At 62.8% G+C, this 15,454-nt stretch carries 25 protein-coding genes; 22 read left to right on the top strand and 3 right to left on the bottom strand.

Annotation, left to right across the window (positions count from 1 at the left end; all coding sequences use genetic code 11):
* Nucleotides 1–4: 4 nt before the first annotated feature.
* Both GC162_01085 and GC162_01080 read right to left on the bottom strand, forming a co-directional pair.
* Nucleotides 5–712, bottom strand: coding sequence for a hypothetical protein (locus tag GC162_01085; protein ID MBI1367226.1), 708 nt, complete (start codon nucleotides 710–712; stop codon nucleotides 5–7).
* A 133-nt stretch (nucleotides 713–845) separates the two neighbouring features.
* Nucleotides 846–1,598, bottom strand: coding sequence for a hypothetical protein (locus tag GC162_01080; protein MBI1367225.1), 753 nt, complete (start codon nucleotides 1,596–1,598; stop codon nucleotides 846–848).
* Between GC162_01080 and GC162_01075 the strand changes: the two genes are divergently transcribed.
* From GC162_01075 to GC162_01060, 4 genes are read left to right on the top strand one after another with little or no spacing between them, the layout of a single operon-like run.
* The gene (locus GC162_01075; protein ID MBI1367224.1) at nucleotides 1,551–2,339 is read left to right on the top strand and encodes a sigma-70 family RNA polymerase sigma factor; all 789 of its coding nucleotides are present in this window, start codon (nucleotides 1,551–1,553) and stop codon (nucleotides 2,337–2,339) included. The two genes, GC162_01080 and GC162_01075, sit on opposite strands and share 48 nt — an antisense overlap.
* Entirely contained in the window at nucleotides 2,336–4,099 is a 1,764-nt protein-coding gene (locus tag GC162_01070; protein MBI1367223.1) for a hypothetical protein, read from the top strand. The genes GC162_01075 and GC162_01070 overlap by 4 nt, the downstream gene beginning before the upstream one ends.
* A gap of 58 nt (nucleotides 4,100–4,157) precedes the next feature.
* A complete protein-coding gene (locus GC162_01065) occupies nucleotides 4,158–4,949 on the top strand; it encodes a hypothetical protein (protein MBI1367222.1) in 792 nt (263 codons plus the stop codon).
* A 52-nt stretch (nucleotides 4,950–5,001) separates the two neighbouring features.
* Entirely contained in the window at nucleotides 5,002–5,754 is a 753-nt protein-coding gene (locus tag GC162_01060; protein ID MBI1367221.1) for a prepilin-type N-terminal cleavage/methylation domain-containing protein, read from the top strand.
* Nucleotides 5,755–6,111: 357 nt separating this feature from the next.
* Here GC162_01060 and GC162_01055 read toward each other — a convergent pair whose 3' ends face one another.
* Nucleotides 6,112–6,615: a thiol peroxidase gene (locus GC162_01055; GenBank protein MBI1367220.1), complete on the bottom strand. Its 504-nt coding sequence runs from the start codon at nucleotides 6,613–6,615 to the stop codon at nucleotides 6,112–6,114.
* Nucleotides 6,616–6,799: 184 nt separating this feature from the next.
* Between GC162_01055 and GC162_01050 the strand changes: the two genes are divergently transcribed.
* The 18 genes from GC162_01050 to GC162_00965 all read left to right on the top strand — a co-directional run bounded on the left by GC162_01050 (nucleotide 6,800) and on the right by GC162_00965 (nucleotide 15,435).
* The gene (locus tag GC162_01050) at nucleotides 6,800–7,102 is read left to right on the top strand and encodes a (2Fe-2S)-binding protein (protein MBI1367219.1); all 303 of its coding nucleotides are present in this window, start codon (nucleotides 6,800–6,802) and stop codon (nucleotides 7,100–7,102) included.
* A gap of 203 nt (nucleotides 7,103–7,305) precedes the next feature.
* Nucleotides 7,306–7,614 (top strand): 30S ribosomal protein S10, encoded by a 309-nt coding sequence (rpsJ, locus tag GC162_01045; protein ID MBI1367218.1) that lies wholly within the window; start codon nucleotides 7,306–7,308, stop codon nucleotides 7,612–7,614.
* Nucleotides 7,615–7,717: 103 nt separating this feature from the next.
* A complete protein-coding gene (locus tag GC162_01040; protein MBI1367217.1) occupies nucleotides 7,718–8,404 on the top strand; it encodes a 50S ribosomal protein L3 in 687 nt (228 codons plus the stop codon).
* A 148-nt stretch (nucleotides 8,405–8,552) separates the two neighbouring features.
* A complete protein-coding gene (gene rplD / locus GC162_01035; protein ID MBI1367216.1) occupies nucleotides 8,553–9,203 on the top strand; it encodes a 50S ribosomal protein L4 in 651 nt (216 codons plus the stop codon).
* A complete protein-coding gene (locus GC162_01030; protein MBI1367215.1) occupies nucleotides 9,203–9,481 on the top strand; it encodes a 50S ribosomal protein L23 in 279 nt (92 codons plus the stop codon). The genes rplD and GC162_01030 overlap by 1 nt, the downstream gene beginning before the upstream one ends.
* 42 nt (nucleotides 9,482–9,523) lie before the next feature.
* A complete protein-coding gene (rplB, locus tag GC162_01025; protein MBI1367214.1) occupies nucleotides 9,524–10,384 on the top strand; it encodes a 50S ribosomal protein L2 in 861 nt (286 codons plus the stop codon).
* Between the two features lie 20 nt (nucleotides 10,385–10,404).
* Nucleotides 10,405–10,680, top strand: coding sequence for a 30S ribosomal protein S19 (rpsS, locus tag GC162_01020; protein MBI1367213.1), 276 nt, complete (start codon nucleotides 10,405–10,407; stop codon nucleotides 10,678–10,680).
* 32 nt (nucleotides 10,681–10,712) lie between these two features.
* The gene (locus GC162_01015; protein ID MBI1367212.1) at nucleotides 10,713–11,042 is read left to right on the top strand and encodes a 50S ribosomal protein L22; all 330 of its coding nucleotides are present in this window, start codon (nucleotides 10,713–10,715) and stop codon (nucleotides 11,040–11,042) included.
* A gap of 2 nt (nucleotides 11,043–11,044) precedes the next feature.
* Complete coding sequence (rpsC, locus tag GC162_01010) at nucleotides 11,045–11,749, top strand: 30S ribosomal protein S3 (protein ID MBI1367211.1); 705 nt, start codon at nucleotides 11,045–11,047, stop codon at nucleotides 11,747–11,749.
* Between the two features lie 45 nt (nucleotides 11,750–11,794).
* Complete coding sequence (gene rplP / locus GC162_01005) at nucleotides 11,795–12,214, top strand: 50S ribosomal protein L16 (protein MBI1367210.1); 420 nt, start codon at nucleotides 11,795–11,797, stop codon at nucleotides 12,212–12,214.
* 19 nt (nucleotides 12,215–12,233) lie between these two features.
* Complete coding sequence (locus GC162_01000; GenBank protein ID MBI1367209.1) at nucleotides 12,234–12,446, top strand: 50S ribosomal protein L29; 213 nt, start codon at nucleotides 12,234–12,236, stop codon at nucleotides 12,444–12,446.
* A complete protein-coding gene (gene rpsQ / locus GC162_00995) occupies nucleotides 12,443–12,742 on the top strand; it encodes a 30S ribosomal protein S17 (protein MBI1367208.1) in 300 nt (99 codons plus the stop codon). The genes GC162_01000 and rpsQ overlap by 4 nt, the downstream gene beginning before the upstream one ends.
* On the top strand, nucleotides 12,739–13,125 hold the full coding sequence (gene rplN, locus GC162_00990) for a 50S ribosomal protein L14 (GenBank protein MBI1367207.1): 387 nt from the start codon (nucleotides 12,739–12,741) through the stop codon (nucleotides 13,123–13,125). The genes rpsQ and rplN overlap by 4 nt, the downstream gene beginning before the upstream one ends.
* On the top strand, nucleotides 13,125–13,460 hold the full coding sequence (locus GC162_00985; GenBank protein ID MBI1367206.1) for a 50S ribosomal protein L24: 336 nt from the start codon (nucleotides 13,125–13,127) through the stop codon (nucleotides 13,458–13,460). Before rplN ends, GC162_00985 begins: the two co-directional genes overlap by 1 nt.
* 56 nt (nucleotides 13,461–13,516) lie before the next feature.
* On the top strand, nucleotides 13,517–14,083 hold the full coding sequence (rplE, locus tag GC162_00980; GenBank protein ID MBI1367205.1) for a 50S ribosomal protein L5: 567 nt from the start codon (nucleotides 13,517–13,519) through the stop codon (nucleotides 14,081–14,083).
* Nucleotides 14,084–14,103: 20 nt separating this feature from the next.
* Nucleotides 14,104–14,373 carry a 30S ribosomal protein S14 gene (rpsN, locus tag GC162_00975; GenBank protein ID MBI1367204.1) on the top strand — a complete coding sequence of 90 codons (270 nt, stop codon included), beginning with the start codon at nucleotides 14,104–14,106 and terminating at the stop codon, nucleotides 14,371–14,373.
* A 90-nt stretch (nucleotides 14,374–14,463) separates the two neighbouring features.
* Complete coding sequence (gene rpsH / locus GC162_00970; GenBank protein MBI1367203.1) at nucleotides 14,464–14,865, top strand: 30S ribosomal protein S8; 402 nt, start codon at nucleotides 14,464–14,466, stop codon at nucleotides 14,863–14,865.
* An 18-nt stretch (nucleotides 14,866–14,883) separates the two neighbouring features.
* The gene (locus GC162_00965; GenBank protein MBI1367202.1) at nucleotides 14,884–15,435 is read left to right on the top strand and encodes a 50S ribosomal protein L6; all 552 of its coding nucleotides are present in this window, start codon (nucleotides 14,884–14,886) and stop codon (nucleotides 15,433–15,435) included.
* The last annotated feature ends 19 nt before the right edge of the window (nucleotides 15,436–15,454 follow it).

Genomic DNA, 15,454 nt, shown 5'->3' with positions numbered 1-15,454 from the left:
TCATTCATGTCGAAATCAAAATCGCAAACAACACCGTCTGCACGAACAAGAACACCGCCGTCGACGCCATCGTCTCGTGCGGGTCCGTCTGGAAAAACCACCGGCTCATCAGCGCCAGCATCACCGCCGGGATGATCAACAGCGCCATCGCCAACGGCGCCAGTGCCGCGATCGACCCCAGCGCCGCGCTGATGAATCCCCCGCTCGGCATCGCCGGCGCCAGCCAATGCAGCGCCACATCCCGCCCGACCGCCGTCGCCATCCCCATCGCACATAGCTTCAGCGCCGCCGAATCCGTCGGCGAAAACTCCACGCCGACCACACGACTGATCGCCGCCGCACCCATGATCATCAGCACCGTCCCGCCGGTCAGATCAATCAGCAGCCGCACCGGATCGAACAGCACCGCCAATTCGATCAGCGTCGCCAACATCAACAGCAGCGCCGGCGCCGTGAAGTCGCGGAACTTGTTCGCCGCGCGATCGCTCGCCGTCGCCGCCCGACGCTGCTCCGCCAATACCTCGTTCTCCCGCGGTGCCGACCGGCCCGTCCGCACATCAAACCCGCAAGCCGTGCACACCACCATCCCCGCCTCCCGAAGCGCATGACACCGCGGGCACGGCTCCAACCGCTTCCCCGTCCACGCCTCCGCCGCCTCCCGACTGACCCGCTCGCCCTCGACGACTTCCCCCGCACCCGTTTCCCTTTTCATCACAAACCGCACGCCGCACCAGCACAAAATCATCGCCCCCGCCGCCCCCGGCTCGACTGCATAGTCCGTCCGACAACCCGGGCAACGAACTTCGCACTTCATCGTCGGGCTCCCACGCTCATGATCCGCCCCCTCAAAGCGGCGCCCCGCCCAGCGAAAGCACCAGCATCGCCACCGTGTACATCACGAAAAAACTCGTCGCCGTCGCCACCGCCTCGACCGGCGACAACTCGAACAAATACTCCGCCGCCAGATAAAACAAGCCCGCCGGCAGCATCAGCACCGCGAAGATCATCGGAAACAAAACACTCAATGCCTGCACCAGCGTCTGGTCCGTCAAATCCCCCGCGAAGGCGAAACTGTATCCACTCAACAGCAGCATCTGAAGCAGATGCATCCCCAGCCCGAGCACGCCCAGCTTCGCCGCACACGGCCCGATCGCCCCGTAGTAAATGTCCAACCAGCTATTGAGCATCCACGCCGTCGCCCCCAGCGCCGCCGCCGGCCCGACCGTCCATACCAACACCGCCGTCAATCCCGCCCCCGTGTCATGCCTCGACCATGTAAACAAAAACTGCACCCAGCACAAAACATTCAACACCACCGGCGGCCCGACCACATCCCTGATCCATTCCCAACGCTGCTCCCGCGGATCAATCACCCCCGCCCCGCGCATCCCCTCCTCCCGCGCCCCGCGCATCGTCGGCAGCGCCACCGCACGACCCCCGCACAACTTGCAAGCCGCGTTCTCCCCCGCGTACATCCCCGTGTGATTGACGCATTCATCGCACTTGGGCGCCTTGCACAACGTGCAGAACCACGCCGCTGCCCGCTCCCGATGCGCATCGCAATGCGGCAAACCATCGTCATGTCCGCCCTGAACCATCAAACGCTATTATCGTGCAAAACCGAGAGTTATGAAAGAGTGCGGAACGCGGAGTGTGGAGTGCGGAGTTGGGAGTGCGGAGTGAAAGGCCGGCCCACGCCGACGCTGAGCCGGCTCCGCGGCGAAGCGTCTGGTACTGTTCCCCCACTCCCCACTCCGAACTTTTTTGTCTCAATCCCTCCCCCAAAGGATGAGAAGATATGGAGCCCCGAAATGTCCCCTGAGCCGACGCATGATTTCGTCGCACGTTTCGCCGCCTGCGAGCAGGAGGTCTATCGCTACGTCTGCACGCTGCTCGGCTCCGACGCCGACGCCGAGGACGTCATGCAGGAGACCGCCGCCGCGCTCTGGCGCAAGTTCGACGAGTATGACCCGGCTCAGCCGTTCGTCCCCTGGGCGGTGCGCTTCGCCTACATCGAAGTCCTCCGCCACCGCAAGCAGGCCCGCCAGCGGGGCAAGTATTTTTCCGAAACGCTCATCGAAACCCTCGCCGACGAACGTGACAAAGCGCAACCGCTTCTCGAAGCCCAGCGCCGCGCGCTGACCGATTGTTTGGAAAAACTTCCGGGGGCCCAGCGTGATCTACTGAATCATCGCTACGGGCGCGACTCGACGATTCACGACCTCGCCGCCGCATCGCATCAGCCCGTGGCGACGCTCTACAAGACGCTCCATCGCGTGCGCCGCCGCCTGCTCGACTGCGTCACGCTCAAGCTCAAGTCGGAGGGGTTCACGCCATGATGACCCCCGCCGCGAATTTCGATGAACTGCTCGACCTGATCGCCGTTGTTTGCGATGGGTCGATCACGGACGCGGACCTGTCGCGCCTCGAAGCGATGCTCCTGGCCGACCCCGCCGCCCGCCGGCTCTACATGCGCTACCTCGATCTGCACATGGAAGTCGCGAATCGGGGTTTGGGGTTTGGGGATCAGGGATCGGGGGCTGTGGATCGGGGATCAGCGGTCAGGTTTCAGACGTCAGGTTTCAGCTTCAAGGCAGGCGCGGCAATCGCCGCGCTGATCGCAATCGCCGCCGCGCTGTATTTCGTCTTCCTGCCTTCCCAATCCCCCGCCCCCAACCCCCAACCCCTCTCCCCCTCTCCCGCTTCGTTCGCCATCCTCAGCGACGTCTCCGACGATGCGCAATTCGCCGATGCCGAACACGCCCTCGGCGCTGACGTATCCGGTCCGATTCATCTGACCGCCGGCCGCGCTCAAGTCATGTTCAAATCCACCGCCGTGGTCGACCTGACCGGCCCGTGCGAATTTCAAATGACCGGGCCCAACCGCGGCCGCCTCACGTCTGGGAAGCTTGAGGCGAATGTGCCCGGACGCGCGCACGGGTTTACGGTCGACCTGCCCAATGGCGTGCACGTGGTCGATCTGGGCACGTCGTTCAAACTCCGCGTCGAGCCCGGCAAAGACCCCCATATCCGTGTCCTTCGCGGCCACGTGCGCGTCGATGTGGATCGTCTGGCGGATGCCTCCCCGCTCACCTACAACTTGCTTGCCGGTGAATCGATCAGTCTCAACGCGTCGGGACGGATCGTCTCGCGGGCAAGCGTGCTTTGCCTCGATACGTTCGATCGAACCGTCGACGACGAGCATCGCGCGACGCAAACCCATGTCGACCCGCAGTCCGGTTCGCCCGCGCCCATCGTCTGGCGGCAGGGTTATGGCTTGCTCCGGGCGAATCCGGCATTCGGCGGCGACATCGTCGATGCGAACGACCCCACTCAGAAAGTGCGCATCAACGATGCGAAATGGCCCGGCCGACTTCTGTTGATCTCGGGCAGGTCCAACGTATCGATCGTCAGCGCTTCGCCGGATCGCAACTTCAACGTCGATGCCGGCGGCGTCGACAACTACCTGTCCATCCGCTTCATGGTCGATCCCGTCCTCGACGCCGATGGAACCAGCGAAGATTGGGCGGGCATTCAGTTCGGCGCTTCGGATCGGTCGGACTGGGGCGGGACCGGTCAGGGCGCTCGCGGACAAGGGCCGACGATCGACGGCAACTGGGGCGTGCTCTTCCGCGACAACGGATACCTTCAGGCCTGGCGCGGCGCGGACGCGCTTGCGATCGACAAGCTCAACGGCGGCAAAGGACTCATCTACTGCGATAAGCCCGCCATGACGACGGTGCATGCGGTCGAGATCCGCATCTTCGGCTTGGTCGATGGCAACGCCTTCGACGGCCGAAATGATGCGCGCGTCGAAGTGTACGTCGATGACGCGGACCAGCCCGTTGTCCAGGACATTGTGCCCGGCGGATGGACCGACAACTTCATCACGCTCGTCGGATACGGCAACGCCACCGGCGATCGCTATCACACGTTTGCCGATTTCTCCGTTGCGCTCGTTCGTTCGGATGATTCACAAGAGCATGCCGGTGCAAACGCTTCGGCAAGCGCCCGCGCGGCGTTCAATGCACGCTCCAATCAGAAACTCACGCCGAGCGTCGTCGGCGAGATCGAACAACCTGTTCAAGAAAGGGAATGATATGAGAAATCAACGACCGCCTGTGGCTCGCGCGTTTTTACTTCTGACCGTTGCGTGCATGGTTCTGTGCGGGGTTCGCATCACCGAGGCGTCAGTCGTTCTGTTTTCCGACAATTTCAATGTCGCGGACAACGCCAACTTCGACAGCGCCTCGACCGCGGGCCGACTCGGCGGCACGCTCGCGTCCACGGTCGTGGTCCGATCCGAACACGCGCAGCAGTCGATCAGCGGCAATCAGTTGCGAATGATCAAGCCCGCATCGGGCAGCGGTCGTATCCGCTTCGAGAACGCGGGCGGCCCCTTCGGCGTCACCAATCAGTTCAATTGGGCCTCGGGCGCGACGGGCACGGCGATCCTCGCCGCCGGCGGATTCAGCGTTCAGTTCGATTGGACCGCGCCGACTTCGTCCAACACCAACTGGATTTCCTTCAGCGTCGGCCACGATACGTCGGATCCGGGGACCCGTGTGAACAGCTCGGACACCGACTACGGCATCCTGTTGCGCAACAACGGCCAGAGCCAGGCCTTTGACAATGCCGCTGACCTCGGTACGCAGGCGAGTTTCGCCACCACGTTCAACAGCCAGACAACAGTACGCATTGACGTGTCCACCCTTTCCTTCGCCGACGGCGCCGGCGCCAATGCAAAGACCTACGTCGGCAACACGCTCATCGATGACTACACCTTCACATGGAACAACAACTCCGGCGTGATTCGGATGCAGATCGGCGCCTTCGAGACGGGCGAACTGATTGACAACCTGACGGTGACGACATTGATCCCGACGCCGACGGCGCTTCCGGCTGGACTTTCGCTGCTGATGTTGACGGCGCTGTCGCGCCGGCGTTGACGGAACCGCGATGGTGCTGTTGCCGTCGCCTTGGAAGGGTCCGACCGTGCGAATGAAGCGACATGGCTTTACCTTGATCGAACTGCTGGTCGTCGTGGCGATCATCGCGCTTTTGATCGCCATTCTGTTGCCATCGCTGACCCAGGCGCGCGAGCAGGCCCGACGAACCGTCTGCGGGTCGGCCCAGCGACAGATGGGCATCCTGCTGTTGAACTACGCCAACGACGCCAAGCGCCAGTTGCCTCCGGGCAACGCGGCGCTTCCCGGTTTGTGGGGGATTGACTCGACCTATCAGGTCACCACCAACACGCCCCTGGGTCTCGCCTACCTGATGACCGCGGGCTATCTGACCGATGCGCGCCTCTTCTATTGCCCGACCTGGAAGCATCCGCTTTTGGCTTACGATGTGGTCAACACCGTGACGGAAACGGGCGGTTCGGGCTTTCCGCCCGGAACCTACGGCGGGTGGCCCGCGCCCGGCCACGCCGGACCGGCGAAATCCAGAGGCATCAGCTATCACTACCGCGCGACGTTCGGCAACAGCGTGCGGGAGTCGGCGAATTTGCTCATGACGCATCCCGCTGCGACGCCCATCGTCGCCGATCATTGGGTCCGCCGCGAGGCGCTTTACGGGGTCGACTACGGTCATGTCGACGGTTACGAGACGCTCTTTCTCGATGGTCACGTCAGTTGGATCGGAATCCCCGCCGCGGCGATGGAGCAACTCGAACCCGTCGGCTTTCAGACCAACGGCAACTGGGCGTTTCAGGAAATCATCTGGAAGGACTGGCTCAGCGGTCGTTGATTCACGCGACCGCCCCATTGGGTCATTTCACCCACTTCGCGCACAGGCGTTTCGCAATTCGCGCACCGGGATGGCAAATTTGCCTCCGGCGCGCGCACGTGTTTCCATAAGTCCTTATTCGATCGCGCACCGGGCGCGCTGGGGGCTTTGATGCTGTGCGCACCGGGCCGTCCGGTGCGCGCGGGATGCGAAAAATAGGCGAAAATGCATGGCTTTTGAGGTGAAAACGAAGGCGCATGGACAGGGCGAAAAATCGCGGGGTCGGCGCGCCGGTGCGAATGGGGCGTGGGCCCCAAATGAAAAGCCCGCCGCGCTTTCGCGGGGCGGGCTGGGGGATGCGATTGGGATCTTCGCCTTTTATTTGGCGGCGGCGATGACGGCGTCGTAGTCGGGTTCCTGGGCGACTTCCTTGACGAGCTGCTTGTAGGTCACCTTGCCGTTCTTGATGACGAAGATGCAGCGGGCGAGGATGCCCAGCTCTTTGATGCGGACGCCGTAGGCGGTGCCGAAGGCGTGGGTCTTGTAGTCGCTGAGCAGGACCACCTTGTCGACGCCGGCGGCGGCACACCAGCGCTTCATGGCGAAGGGCAGGTCGACGCTGGCGGTCAGGATCACCGTGTTGGGCGAAAGCGACGCGGCCTTCTCGTTGAACTTGCGGGTTTCGACATCGCAAATGCCCGTGTCAACAGAGGGGACGCAGGAGAGAATGACGGTTTTGCCGGCGTAATCGGCGAGTTTCTTCTCCGATAGATCAGTGGCGATCAGGGCGAAGTCGGGGGCCTTGTCGCCGACCTTCAGCTCCGCGCCGAGCAGGGTCATCGGGTTGCCTTTGAACGTAATCGCAGCGGGTTGTTCGGCCATGGGGGAGTCCTTTATGGTTGACTGGTTCAGTGGTGGACTGGTTAACGGGGAAGAGAAGACAGGTTAACCTTTCCATGTGATGAGTCAAACGGCGTGTGGAGTGCGGAGTTGGGAGTATGGAGTGGGTAGAATGTCTTGGCGTCTTTCACTCCCCACTCCCCACTCCTCATTCCGCACTCCGCCCATGCTTGCCGACGATCACGTATGCCTGTGTTTTCATGTTTCCAAGCGGAAGATCGTCAACTTCTGCAAGCGGGAGAAGCCGGTGCATGCGAGTTTGATCAGCGATTGTCTGGGTGCGGGGACGGGGTGCCAGTGGTGCGTGCCGTTCCTCAAGAAGCTGCACAAGCAGTGCATGGACGGCGTGGCGGACCCGGATTTGCCGGTTTCGCCCGAGGAGTATGCTCAGCGTCGGAGCAAGTACCGCAAGACCGGCGTGCGGCCCGGGGAGGGCGAAGAAAGTGTGCCGGACGATTTGCCGGGATGAGAAAGGGCGGCTATTATCTCGTCCTTGGCCAGTTGACAGGGCGGTCATAGCTCTTATACTTGGCGATCTTCGACCCGGATGGGCCCGCAGGCCACGCGAAGTGGAACCACGAGCCGCCGGGTGAATTAGCTTGATGGGGCCGTGGCATAGGGCCAGCGGTCCGGCAGACTTGGATCTTTGACAATCACGACAAAGGGCTTGCGATGGAAGGCAGCAAGATTCGCATTCGGATGGAGTCGTACGATCACCAGGCCTTGGATGCGTCGGCGAAGGAAATCGTCGATCACGCCAAGCGGACGAATGTGAAGGTTTCGGGACCGATCCCGCTGCCGACGCGGATCGAGCGGTACACGGTGCTCCGCTCCCCGCACATCGACAAGAAGAGCCGCGAGCAGTTTGAAATCCGCACGCACAAGCGGATCATCGACATTTTCGATCCGAACGCTCGCACGGTCGAAGCCCTCAATCGCCTGGTCGTCCCGGCCGGCGTGTTCGTGAAGATCAAGGCATAAGAGATAAGGACGCCGCTGAAGGCGTCATAAATCAAAAAGGGGTCGTGTTCCTCTGCCATGGACGGCAAGAACCCCGCCAAGCGGACCCCCGGAGGTTTGACTCATGTTGACGATTCTTGGACGCAAGCTCGGAATGACGCGGTACTACACGCCTGAAGGCGTGAGCGTGCCGGTGACGGTCGTGGCGGCCGGTCCGTGCTACGTGACGCAGATCAAGACGGTCGAAAACGACGGCTACGCGGCGGTTCAGGTGGCGTTCGACGAGATCAAGCCCCGCCGCTCGACGATGCCGCTCATCGGTCATGACGCCAAGGCCGGCGTCGCCCCGCAGCGGTTCCACAAGGAATTCCGCGTCAGCGCCGATGAGTTGGCGAATTACACGCTCGGTCAGGCCGTGACCGTCGAAAACTTCGAGAATATCAAGTACGTCGACGTGACGGCGACCAGCAAGGGCAAGGGTTTTGCCGGCACGATGAAGCGCTGGAACTTCAAGGGCCAGCCCGCCACGCACGGCACCGAACGCAAGCACCGCTCCCCCGGCGCCATCAGCAGCTACGGCAACGAGCGCGGCGGTACCGGCGGCCCCAAGCGCGGCAAGAAGATGTCCGGCCAGATGGGTAACGAAATCGTGACCCAGCGCAGCTTGGACATCGTCGCGATCGACAAGGAAAAGAACGTCATGCTCGTCAAGGGCCCGGTGCCCGGGGCGAACAATGCGATGGTGACGATCCGCGTCGCCACCCGGCTCTACAAGCCCAAGGCCCGCAAAGCTGCGGAAGCCGCCGGCTAAAGCCGCGTTTGACATAAGACTCAACCGCTCCCCGCATGAGGCGGAGAGCGGATCAATGGAAACCGAGTCGCACTAAAAGACGCTTCGTGTGTAATGAGGCGAGCTTCATGCGGCGAAATCGCTCCGATGAGGAGCCAGGTAAGCGATCATGCTCGAAATACCTGTCTATTCCCTGGCCGGCAAGCAGACCGGCACGATCAAGCTCGACGAGCAACTGCTCGGCGGCGAAATCCGTCCGACCCTGCTCAAGCAGGCGTACGTGATGTACCACGCCAACAAGCGTCAGGGCACCAGTGCGACCAAGAACCGCTCGCAGGTCGAGGGTTCGACCCGCAAGCTCTATCGCCAGAAGGGCACCGGCAACGCCCGCCGCGGCGCGGTTCGCACGAACATCATGAAGGGCGGCGGCGTGGCCTTCGGCAAACGCACCAAGGACTGGCGCCAGGACATGCCCGTGAAGATGCGCCGCCTCGCGACCCGCAACGCGATGCTCGCCAAGGCCGTCGACGGCGAGATCAAGGTCGTCGATTCCTTTGACTTCAAGGCCCCCAAAACCAAGCAGTTCGTCTCGGTGCTTTCGGCGCTGGGCATTGACCGCACCTGCCTGCTGGCGATCAATCCGCAAGACGCCAACACGCGCCTCTCGGCCCGCAATGTCGCCGACATCCAGATCATCCACATGGACCAGCTCAACGCCTACGACCTTCTGTCGAGGCGTTTTGTGTTGGTGGACAAGGCGACGCTCGAGGGATGGATCGACTCGCTCAAGTCCAGCGCCAATGTTGAGGAGGCCGCCTGATGCAGCCCACCCAGATCATCATCAAGCCGCTCATTACGGAAAAGAGCACCTGGGAGTCTCAGGCGCGCAATCGCGTGAGCTTCGAGGTGCATCCCGATGCGAACAAACAGCAGATCCGCGACGCGGTTCAGAAGCTCTACAAGGTGCGCGTGCTGAGCGTAGCGACGCAGAACCGCGACGGCAAGACCAAGCGGACGCGCTACGGCGTCGGCGTGAGCCCCAGTTGGAAGCGGGCGACCGTCCAGCTTCACGAAGAAGACCGCATCGACCTGTTCTAATGCAAAGCCGCGACCGTTGGTCGCGCCTACGGAAGACGACTCATGGCGATCAGAGTTTACAAACCCACCAGTGCCGGCCGGCGCAACAGCTCGGTGAACATGTTCACCGATGTCACCAAGAAGACGCCGGAGAAGACGCTGCTCAAGCCGCTCGTCAAGACCGGCGGACGCAACCACAAGGGCGTCATCACCGTCCGTCACCGCGGCGGCGGCCACAAGCGCCGTTACCGCGTCATCGATTTCAAGCGCAATCGCTTCGATGAACCGGCCACCGTCATCGGCATCGAATACGACCCCAATCGCTCCGCCAACATCGCGCTGCTTCAGTACGCCGACGGCACCAAGGCGTACATCCTCGCTCCGGTCGGCCTCACCGACGGGATGACCGTCGTCAGCGGGTCGGGCCCCGTCGAGCCGGATGTCGGCAACGCGATGCGGATCAAGGACATTCCCTCGGGTCTGAGTCTGCACAACATTGAGATGACCCCCGGCAAGGGCGGTCAGCTCTGCCGCTCGGCCGGTTCGTCGGCGCGGCTGATGAACAAGGAAGGCAAGTGGGCGACGCTGGTGTTGCCGTCGGGCGAAATCCGGCAGGTCTCCCTCAACTGCCGCGCGACCATCGGTCAGGTCGGCAATACGGATCATCAGAACGTCCGGCTGGGCAAGGCCGGCCGCAAGCGCTGGCTGGGCATCCGCCCGACGGTGCGCGGCATGGCGATGAGCCACCATGCCCACCCGCATGGCGGTGGTGAAGGGCGCAGCAAGGGCGGTCGTCCGCCGGTGTCGCCGACGGGCGTGTTCGCCAAGGGCGGCCCGACGCGCAACAAGCGCAAGGCGTCCAACAAGCGGATCATCCGCCGCCGCCGCTCCAAGCGCTACGGCATCATCAAGGTCAGCAAGTAATCGGATAAGGAACGCAACGCATGGCACGCAGCGTCAAAAAAGGACCGTTCGTGGACGAGAAGCTCTACCGCAAGGTCGAGATTCTGAACCAGCAGAGCCGCAAGGCGCCCATCCGCACCTGGGCCCGGCGATGCACGATCGTGCCCGAGTTCGTCGGTCACACCTTCGAAGTCCACAACGGCCGCATCTTCAACACCGTGTTCGTGACCGAAGACATGGTCGGGCACAAACTCGGCGAATTCAGCTTCACGCGGACCTTCAAAGGTCACCGCATCAAGGAAAAGGCCACGCCCTGATCGCTGGGCTTTGAGCACCGGAGCATTGAATCATGGCTTACAACGCCTCCCACAAATTCGCCCGCATCAGCCCGCGCAAAGCGCGGCTGGTCGCCGGTCTGATCCGAAACAAGCCGCTTGACAAGGCACTGACGCAGCTTGAGTTCTCCAAGAAGCGCGCCGCCGTCCTGGTCAAGAAGGTGCTCTTGTCGGCCAAGGCCAACGCTGACCAGGCCGAGGCCGATGTCCGCAAGCTGGTCGTCACGATCGCTCGCGTCGACGAAGGCCCGGTCATGAAGCGCCACCAGCCCAAGGACCGCGGCCGGGCGCACCCGATCATGAAGCGCACCAGCCACATTCATGTGAGTGTTGACGAAAGGTAAACATGGGACAGAAGACGCATCCATTTGGTTTCCGAGTCGGCATCACCGAAGCGCACCGCAGCCGCTGGTACGCTCCGAAGGTGCTCTACGGGCAGCTTCTGGTCGAAGACGAGAAGATTCGCAAGTACTGCGACGATGTGCTCAACCGCCGTCCGCCTTTCGCGGCCGTGTCGGACATCCACATCGAGCGCACCCGCGAAGAACTCAAGATCATCATCAAGACCGCTCGCCCCGGCCTGGTCATCGGACCCAAGGGCGCGGGCGTCGAGCAGCTTACCGGCGACCTGATGAAGCTGACCGGCCGCAAGGTCTCGATCGACATCGTCGAGATCAAGAACGCCGACCTCGACGCCAAGCTCGTTGCCGAAGGCGTGGCGGAGCAGCTTAAGAAGCGTGCGGGTTTCCGCCGCGTTCTGAAGATGCGTGCCGACGCGTGCATGGCGGCGGGGGCGCTGGGTGTGAAGATCCAGATCGCCGGTCGCTTGGGCGGCGCGGAAATCGCCCGCACCGAGAAGATTCGTCTGGGCTCGATTCCGCTTCAGACGCTTCAGGCCAACGTGGACTACGGGATTGCCGAGGCGTTCACGACCTACGGCGCGATCGGGTGCAAGGTTTGGATCTACAAGGGCATGTACGGTCAGGCGCTGCCTGAGGAATATGCCAGCCGCGCGGCCGGCGCCCGTCCGCGTGCTCGTGGCCGCCATTAACTGTTCAGCGACGCCGCTTAAGGCGTGTGATACGGAGTTCGAACCATGGCATTGATGCCCAAGAGAGTCAAGTACCGCAAGCAGCAGCGCGGCAAGATGAAGGGCAACGCGACGCGCGGCAACTACGTGGCGTTCGGCGAATTCGGATTGCAGTCGCTGGACACGGCGTGGGTGAGCGGGCGCGTGCTGGAAGCGGGCCGCGTGGCGGCGACGCACTTTTTGCGTCGTCAGGGCAAGATCTACATCCGCGTGTTCCCGGATAAGCCCATCTCCAAGAAGCCCTTGGAAACCCGAATGGGCAAGGGCAAGGCGGACACGGATTACTGGGCGGCGGTGGTCAAGCCCGGCACGGTGCTCTTCGAGATCGCCGGCGTGCCGGAGAACCTGGCCAAGGAAGCGATGGCGCGTATCGCCCACAAGATGCCGGTCAAGACCCGCTTGATCAGCCGCCGTCACACCGTCTGATGACCCAAAGAGTACGACCATGAAAGCTGAAGAAGCACACAAGATGTCGGCCGAGGAATTGCAGATCGAAACGGATCGCCTCCAGCGTCACCTTTTCGATCTCAAGAGTCAGGCCGTGACGGAAAAGCTCGAAGACCCGAGCCAGATTCGCAAAACCCGCCGCGACGTTGCCCGGCTCAAGACCGAGCAGCGGGCGCGCCAGATTCGGCAGTCGGAGGCCGCTAAGTCATGACTTCACCCGCAACCGCAACTCAGGCCCGTAAGCCCCTCAAGGGCGCCCGCGTCGGGCAAGTCGTCTCCGACAAGTGCTCGACGACGCGCAAGGTCGTCACGACCTTCAAGCAGCGCGACGCCAAGTACGGCAAGTACGTCAAGCGCCGCAGCGTGTTCCATGTGCACGACCCGGAGAACCTCTCGCACGCCGGGGATACGGTCGAGATCGTGCCCTGCCGTCCGATTTCCAAGACCAAATGCTGGCGGCTGGTCCGCATCGTGACCAAGGCCCCCGCCGGAGGTGAAGGTCAATGATTCAGGCAGAAGCCAGAGTCGATGTCGCTGACAACAGCGGCGCCAAGACGGCGATGATCATCCGCGTGCTCAAGGGTTCGACCGGCCGCGGACAGTTCACCCGCACGACCGCCGACATCGGCGACCGGTGCATCGTCGCGATCAAAAAGGCGCTGCCCAACGGCGAAGTCAAGGAGCACGAAGTGTGCACGGCCGTCGTCGTCCGCACCTCCTATCCGACCAAGCGCGCCGACGGCAGCTACGTCCGCTTCGATCGCAACGCCGTGGTCATCATCTCCAAGGAAGGCGAGCCGCGCGGCACGCGTATCTTCGGAGCGGTGGCCCGCGAGCTGCGTGAAAAGGGCTACATGAAGATTGTCTCGCTCGCCACGGAGGTGGTCTGATGCCTCAGCATGTCAAACAAGGCGACATCGTCATGATCACCGCGGGCAACGAACGCGGGAAGACCGGCAAGGTCCTCAAGGTCGATGTCAAGAACCAGAAAGTCGTCGTCGAGGGCCGCAATGTGCGTCAGAAGCACGTGCGCCCCAGCCAGGCCAATCCGCAGGGCGGGCGCGTCGACAAGGAGATGCCCATTCACATCTCCAACGTCTCGCCGATCAGCCCCTCGGCCAACAAGCCCACGCGCGTCCGTTTCGAGACGAAAGCCGACGGCTCCAAGGTCCGCCTCGCCGTCAAGGGCGGCGATGTGCTCAGTACCCTTAAGAAGGCCCGCTGAAAGAGGCCGACCGTTTAGCGCCGCCGCTCGCGGCGTGATTCAAAAAGGACACGATCATGCCTCCACGCATGAAGGAAAAGTTCAACAAGGAAGTGGCGCCGAAGGTGGCCGAGAAATTCGGCATCAAGAATCGCCTGGCCCTTCCGCGGCTCACGAAGATCGTGATCAACTGCGGCATGGGCAAGGAGCTCGACGGCACCAAGATCCGCCCGCAGGTCCGTGAGCAGGTGCTCAATGACCTTGCCGCCATCAGCGGTCAGAAGGCCGTGATGATCGCCAGCCGCAAGTCGGTGGCGAACTTCAAGGTCCGCGAGGGCTATGAGACGCACGCGATGGTGACGCTCCGCGGCGCCCGCATGTGGGAGTTCTTCGACCGGCTCTTTTCACTGGCGATCCCGCGCGTCAAGGACTTCCGCGGGCTCTCCGACAAGGGCATGGACAAGAGCGGCAACTGGTCGTTCGGCGTGACCGAACAGGGCATCTTCCCCGAAATCAACATGGCCGACGCCCAGTACAGCCATGGCATGAACTTCAACTTCGTGTTCGAGAACTCCGATGCGCAGAAGAGCAAGTTCCTGCTGGCCGAGATGGGCGTGCCCTTTGTCAAACCGGAAAACAACTGAGCTAACTGGAGCTTGATGCAATGTCCGTAAAGAGCTTGAAAACCCGTATGGATCGCGTGCAGAAGACGGTCGACAAGTACCGCGCTCTTCGCAAGCAGCTCAAGGAAGCGGGCGACTACGCCGGTCTGGCGCGCCTGCCCCGTGATGCGAGCCCGACCCGCCTGCACAACTACTGCGCCCTGACCGGCCGGACGCGCGGCGTGTACCGCAAGCTCAAGATCTCGCGCATCAAACTCCGCGAACTGGCCCTGGAAGGCAAGATCCCCGGCATGCGTAAGGCAAGCTGGTAAGACACGGGATCAGGGATCGGGGATCAGCCCCGATGCCAACCCCGATCCCCGACCCCTGACCCCCGACCCCGCATCTAAGGACGATACGAAATGTCATTGAGCGACCCCATCGCCGACATGCTCACCCGGATTCGCAACGCGGTCCGCAACAAGGCCGACCATGTGATGATCCGCCAGTCCAAGGTCTGCGCCGGCATCGCCAAGGTCCTCACCGAAGAGGGCTACATCGCCGGGTTCGACCCCATCGACGACGGCACCGGACAGGGCCTGCTCCGCGTGAACCTCAAGTACGGCTCGCGCGGCGAACAGGTCATCCACAAGGTCCAGCGCGTTTCGCGCCCCAGCGCCCGGGTCTACCGCGGCGTCGATGACCTGCCCCGCGTGCTCGACGGCCTGGGCATCGCCATCGTCTCGACCTCCTCGGGCATTCTCTCGGACCGCCAGGCACGCGAAAAACGCGTCGGCGGCGAACTGCTGGCCACCGTCGAATAACACACGGAAAGTCGAATCATGAGTCGCATCGGAAACAAACCCATCGATCTGCCCAGCGGCGCGACCGTCACGCTTGCCGGACGCATGATCACCGTCAAAGGTAAGGACGCGACGCTCACCTATGAGCATCGCCCCGAAGTCAAGGTGATCGTCGACGCCGACAAGAAGCAGGTCCGCGTCGAACGCGCCAATGACCTGAAGCAGACCAAGGCGTACCACGGCCTGACCCGCGCCCTGATCAATAACATGATCACCGGCGTCACCAAGGGCTTCAAGAAGGAGCTGGAGGTCAACGGCGTGGGCTGGACCGCCAAGCTTCAGGGCGGCAAGCTGGCCCTCGTCGTCGGCTATGCGGACACGCGCTACGTGGCCGTGCCCGCCGGCGTCAAGGTCGCCGTCGATGGCAACAAGATCACCGTCACCGGCGCTGATCGTCAGGCCGTCGGCCAGTTCGCCGCCGCCGCCCGCGCCCAGCGCAAGCCCGAACCCTACAACGGCAAGGGCATCAAGTACGTCGACGAAGTCATCGTCCGCAAGGAAGGCAAGGCGTTCGCCGGCGGCGGCGGTTAATCGGCCCCCTGTTAGAGCA

It is taken from the genome of Planctomycetota bacterium, from assembly GCA_016125255.1.
Lineage (GTDB): Bacteria > Planctomycetota > Phycisphaerae > Phycisphaerales > Zrk34 > RI-421.
Note: the sequence above shows the minus strand (reverse complement) of the source record. Positions and strands in the feature narration are given on the sequence as shown.

Excerpts from the sequence above, each read along its gene's own strand:
- GC162_01085 (MBI1367226.1), bottom strand. The coding sequence starts at position 712 with ATGAAAAGGGAAACGGGTGCGGGGGAAGTCGTCGAGGGCGAGCGGGTC.
- GC162_01075 (MBI1367224.1), top strand. The coding sequence starts at position 1,551 with ATGCGCATCGCAATGCGGCAAACCATCGTCATGTCCGCCCTGAACCAT.
- GC162_01080 (MBI1367225.1), bottom strand. The coding sequence starts at position 1,598 with ATGGTTCAGGGCGGACATGACGATGGTTTGCCGCATTGCGATGCGCAT.
- GC162_01070 (MBI1367223.1), top strand. The coding sequence starts at position 2,336 with ATGATGACCCCCGCCGCGAATTTCGATGAACTGCTCGACCTGATCGCC.
- GC162_01065 (MBI1367222.1), top strand. The coding sequence starts at position 4,158 with ATGGTTCTGTGCGGGGTTCGCATCACCGAGGCGTCAGTCGTTCTGTTT.
- GC162_01060 (MBI1367221.1), top strand. The coding sequence starts at position 5,002 with ATGAAGCGACATGGCTTTACCTTGATCGAACTGCTGGTCGTCGTGGCG.
- GC162_01055 (MBI1367220.1), bottom strand. The coding sequence starts at position 6,615 with ATGGCCGAACAACCCGCTGCGATTACGTTCAAAGGCAACCCGATGACC.
- GC162_01050 (MBI1367219.1), top strand. The coding sequence starts at position 6,800 with ATGCTTGCCGACGATCACGTATGCCTGTGTTTTCATGTTTCCAAGCGG.
- rpsJ (MBI1367218.1), top strand. The coding sequence starts at position 7,306 with ATGGAAGGCAGCAAGATTCGCATTCGGATGGAGTCGTACGATCACCAG.
- GC162_01040 (MBI1367217.1), top strand. The coding sequence starts at position 7,718 with ATGTTGACGATTCTTGGACGCAAGCTCGGAATGACGCGGTACTACACG.
- rplD (MBI1367216.1), top strand. The coding sequence starts at position 8,553 with ATGCTCGAAATACCTGTCTATTCCCTGGCCGGCAAGCAGACCGGCACG.
- GC162_01030 (MBI1367215.1), top strand. The coding sequence starts at position 9,203 with ATGCAGCCCACCCAGATCATCATCAAGCCGCTCATTACGGAAAAGAGC.
- rplB (MBI1367214.1), top strand. The coding sequence starts at position 9,524 with ATGGCGATCAGAGTTTACAAACCCACCAGTGCCGGCCGGCGCAACAGC.
- rpsS (MBI1367213.1), top strand. The coding sequence starts at position 10,405 with ATGGCACGCAGCGTCAAAAAAGGACCGTTCGTGGACGAGAAGCTCTAC.
- GC162_01015 (MBI1367212.1), top strand. The coding sequence starts at position 10,713 with ATGGCTTACAACGCCTCCCACAAATTCGCCCGCATCAGCCCGCGCAAA.
- rpsC (MBI1367211.1), top strand. The coding sequence starts at position 11,045 with ATGGGACAGAAGACGCATCCATTTGGTTTCCGAGTCGGCATCACCGAA.
- rplP (MBI1367210.1), top strand. The coding sequence starts at position 11,795 with ATGGCATTGATGCCCAAGAGAGTCAAGTACCGCAAGCAGCAGCGCGGC.
- GC162_01000 (MBI1367209.1), top strand. The coding sequence starts at position 12,234 with ATGAAAGCTGAAGAAGCACACAAGATGTCGGCCGAGGAATTGCAGATC.
- rpsQ (MBI1367208.1), top strand. The coding sequence starts at position 12,443 with ATGACTTCACCCGCAACCGCAACTCAGGCCCGTAAGCCCCTCAAGGGC.
- rplN (MBI1367207.1), top strand. The coding sequence starts at position 12,739 with ATGATTCAGGCAGAAGCCAGAGTCGATGTCGCTGACAACAGCGGCGCC.
- GC162_00985 (MBI1367206.1), top strand. The coding sequence starts at position 13,125 with ATGCCTCAGCATGTCAAACAAGGCGACATCGTCATGATCACCGCGGGC.
- rplE (MBI1367205.1), top strand. The coding sequence starts at position 13,517 with ATGCCTCCACGCATGAAGGAAAAGTTCAACAAGGAAGTGGCGCCGAAG.
- rpsN (MBI1367204.1), top strand. The coding sequence starts at position 14,104 with ATGTCCGTAAAGAGCTTGAAAACCCGTATGGATCGCGTGCAGAAGACG.
- rpsH (MBI1367203.1), top strand. The coding sequence starts at position 14,464 with ATGTCATTGAGCGACCCCATCGCCGACATGCTCACCCGGATTCGCAAC.
- GC162_00965 (MBI1367202.1), top strand. The coding sequence starts at position 14,884 with ATGAGTCGCATCGGAAACAAACCCATCGATCTGCCCAGCGGCGCGACC.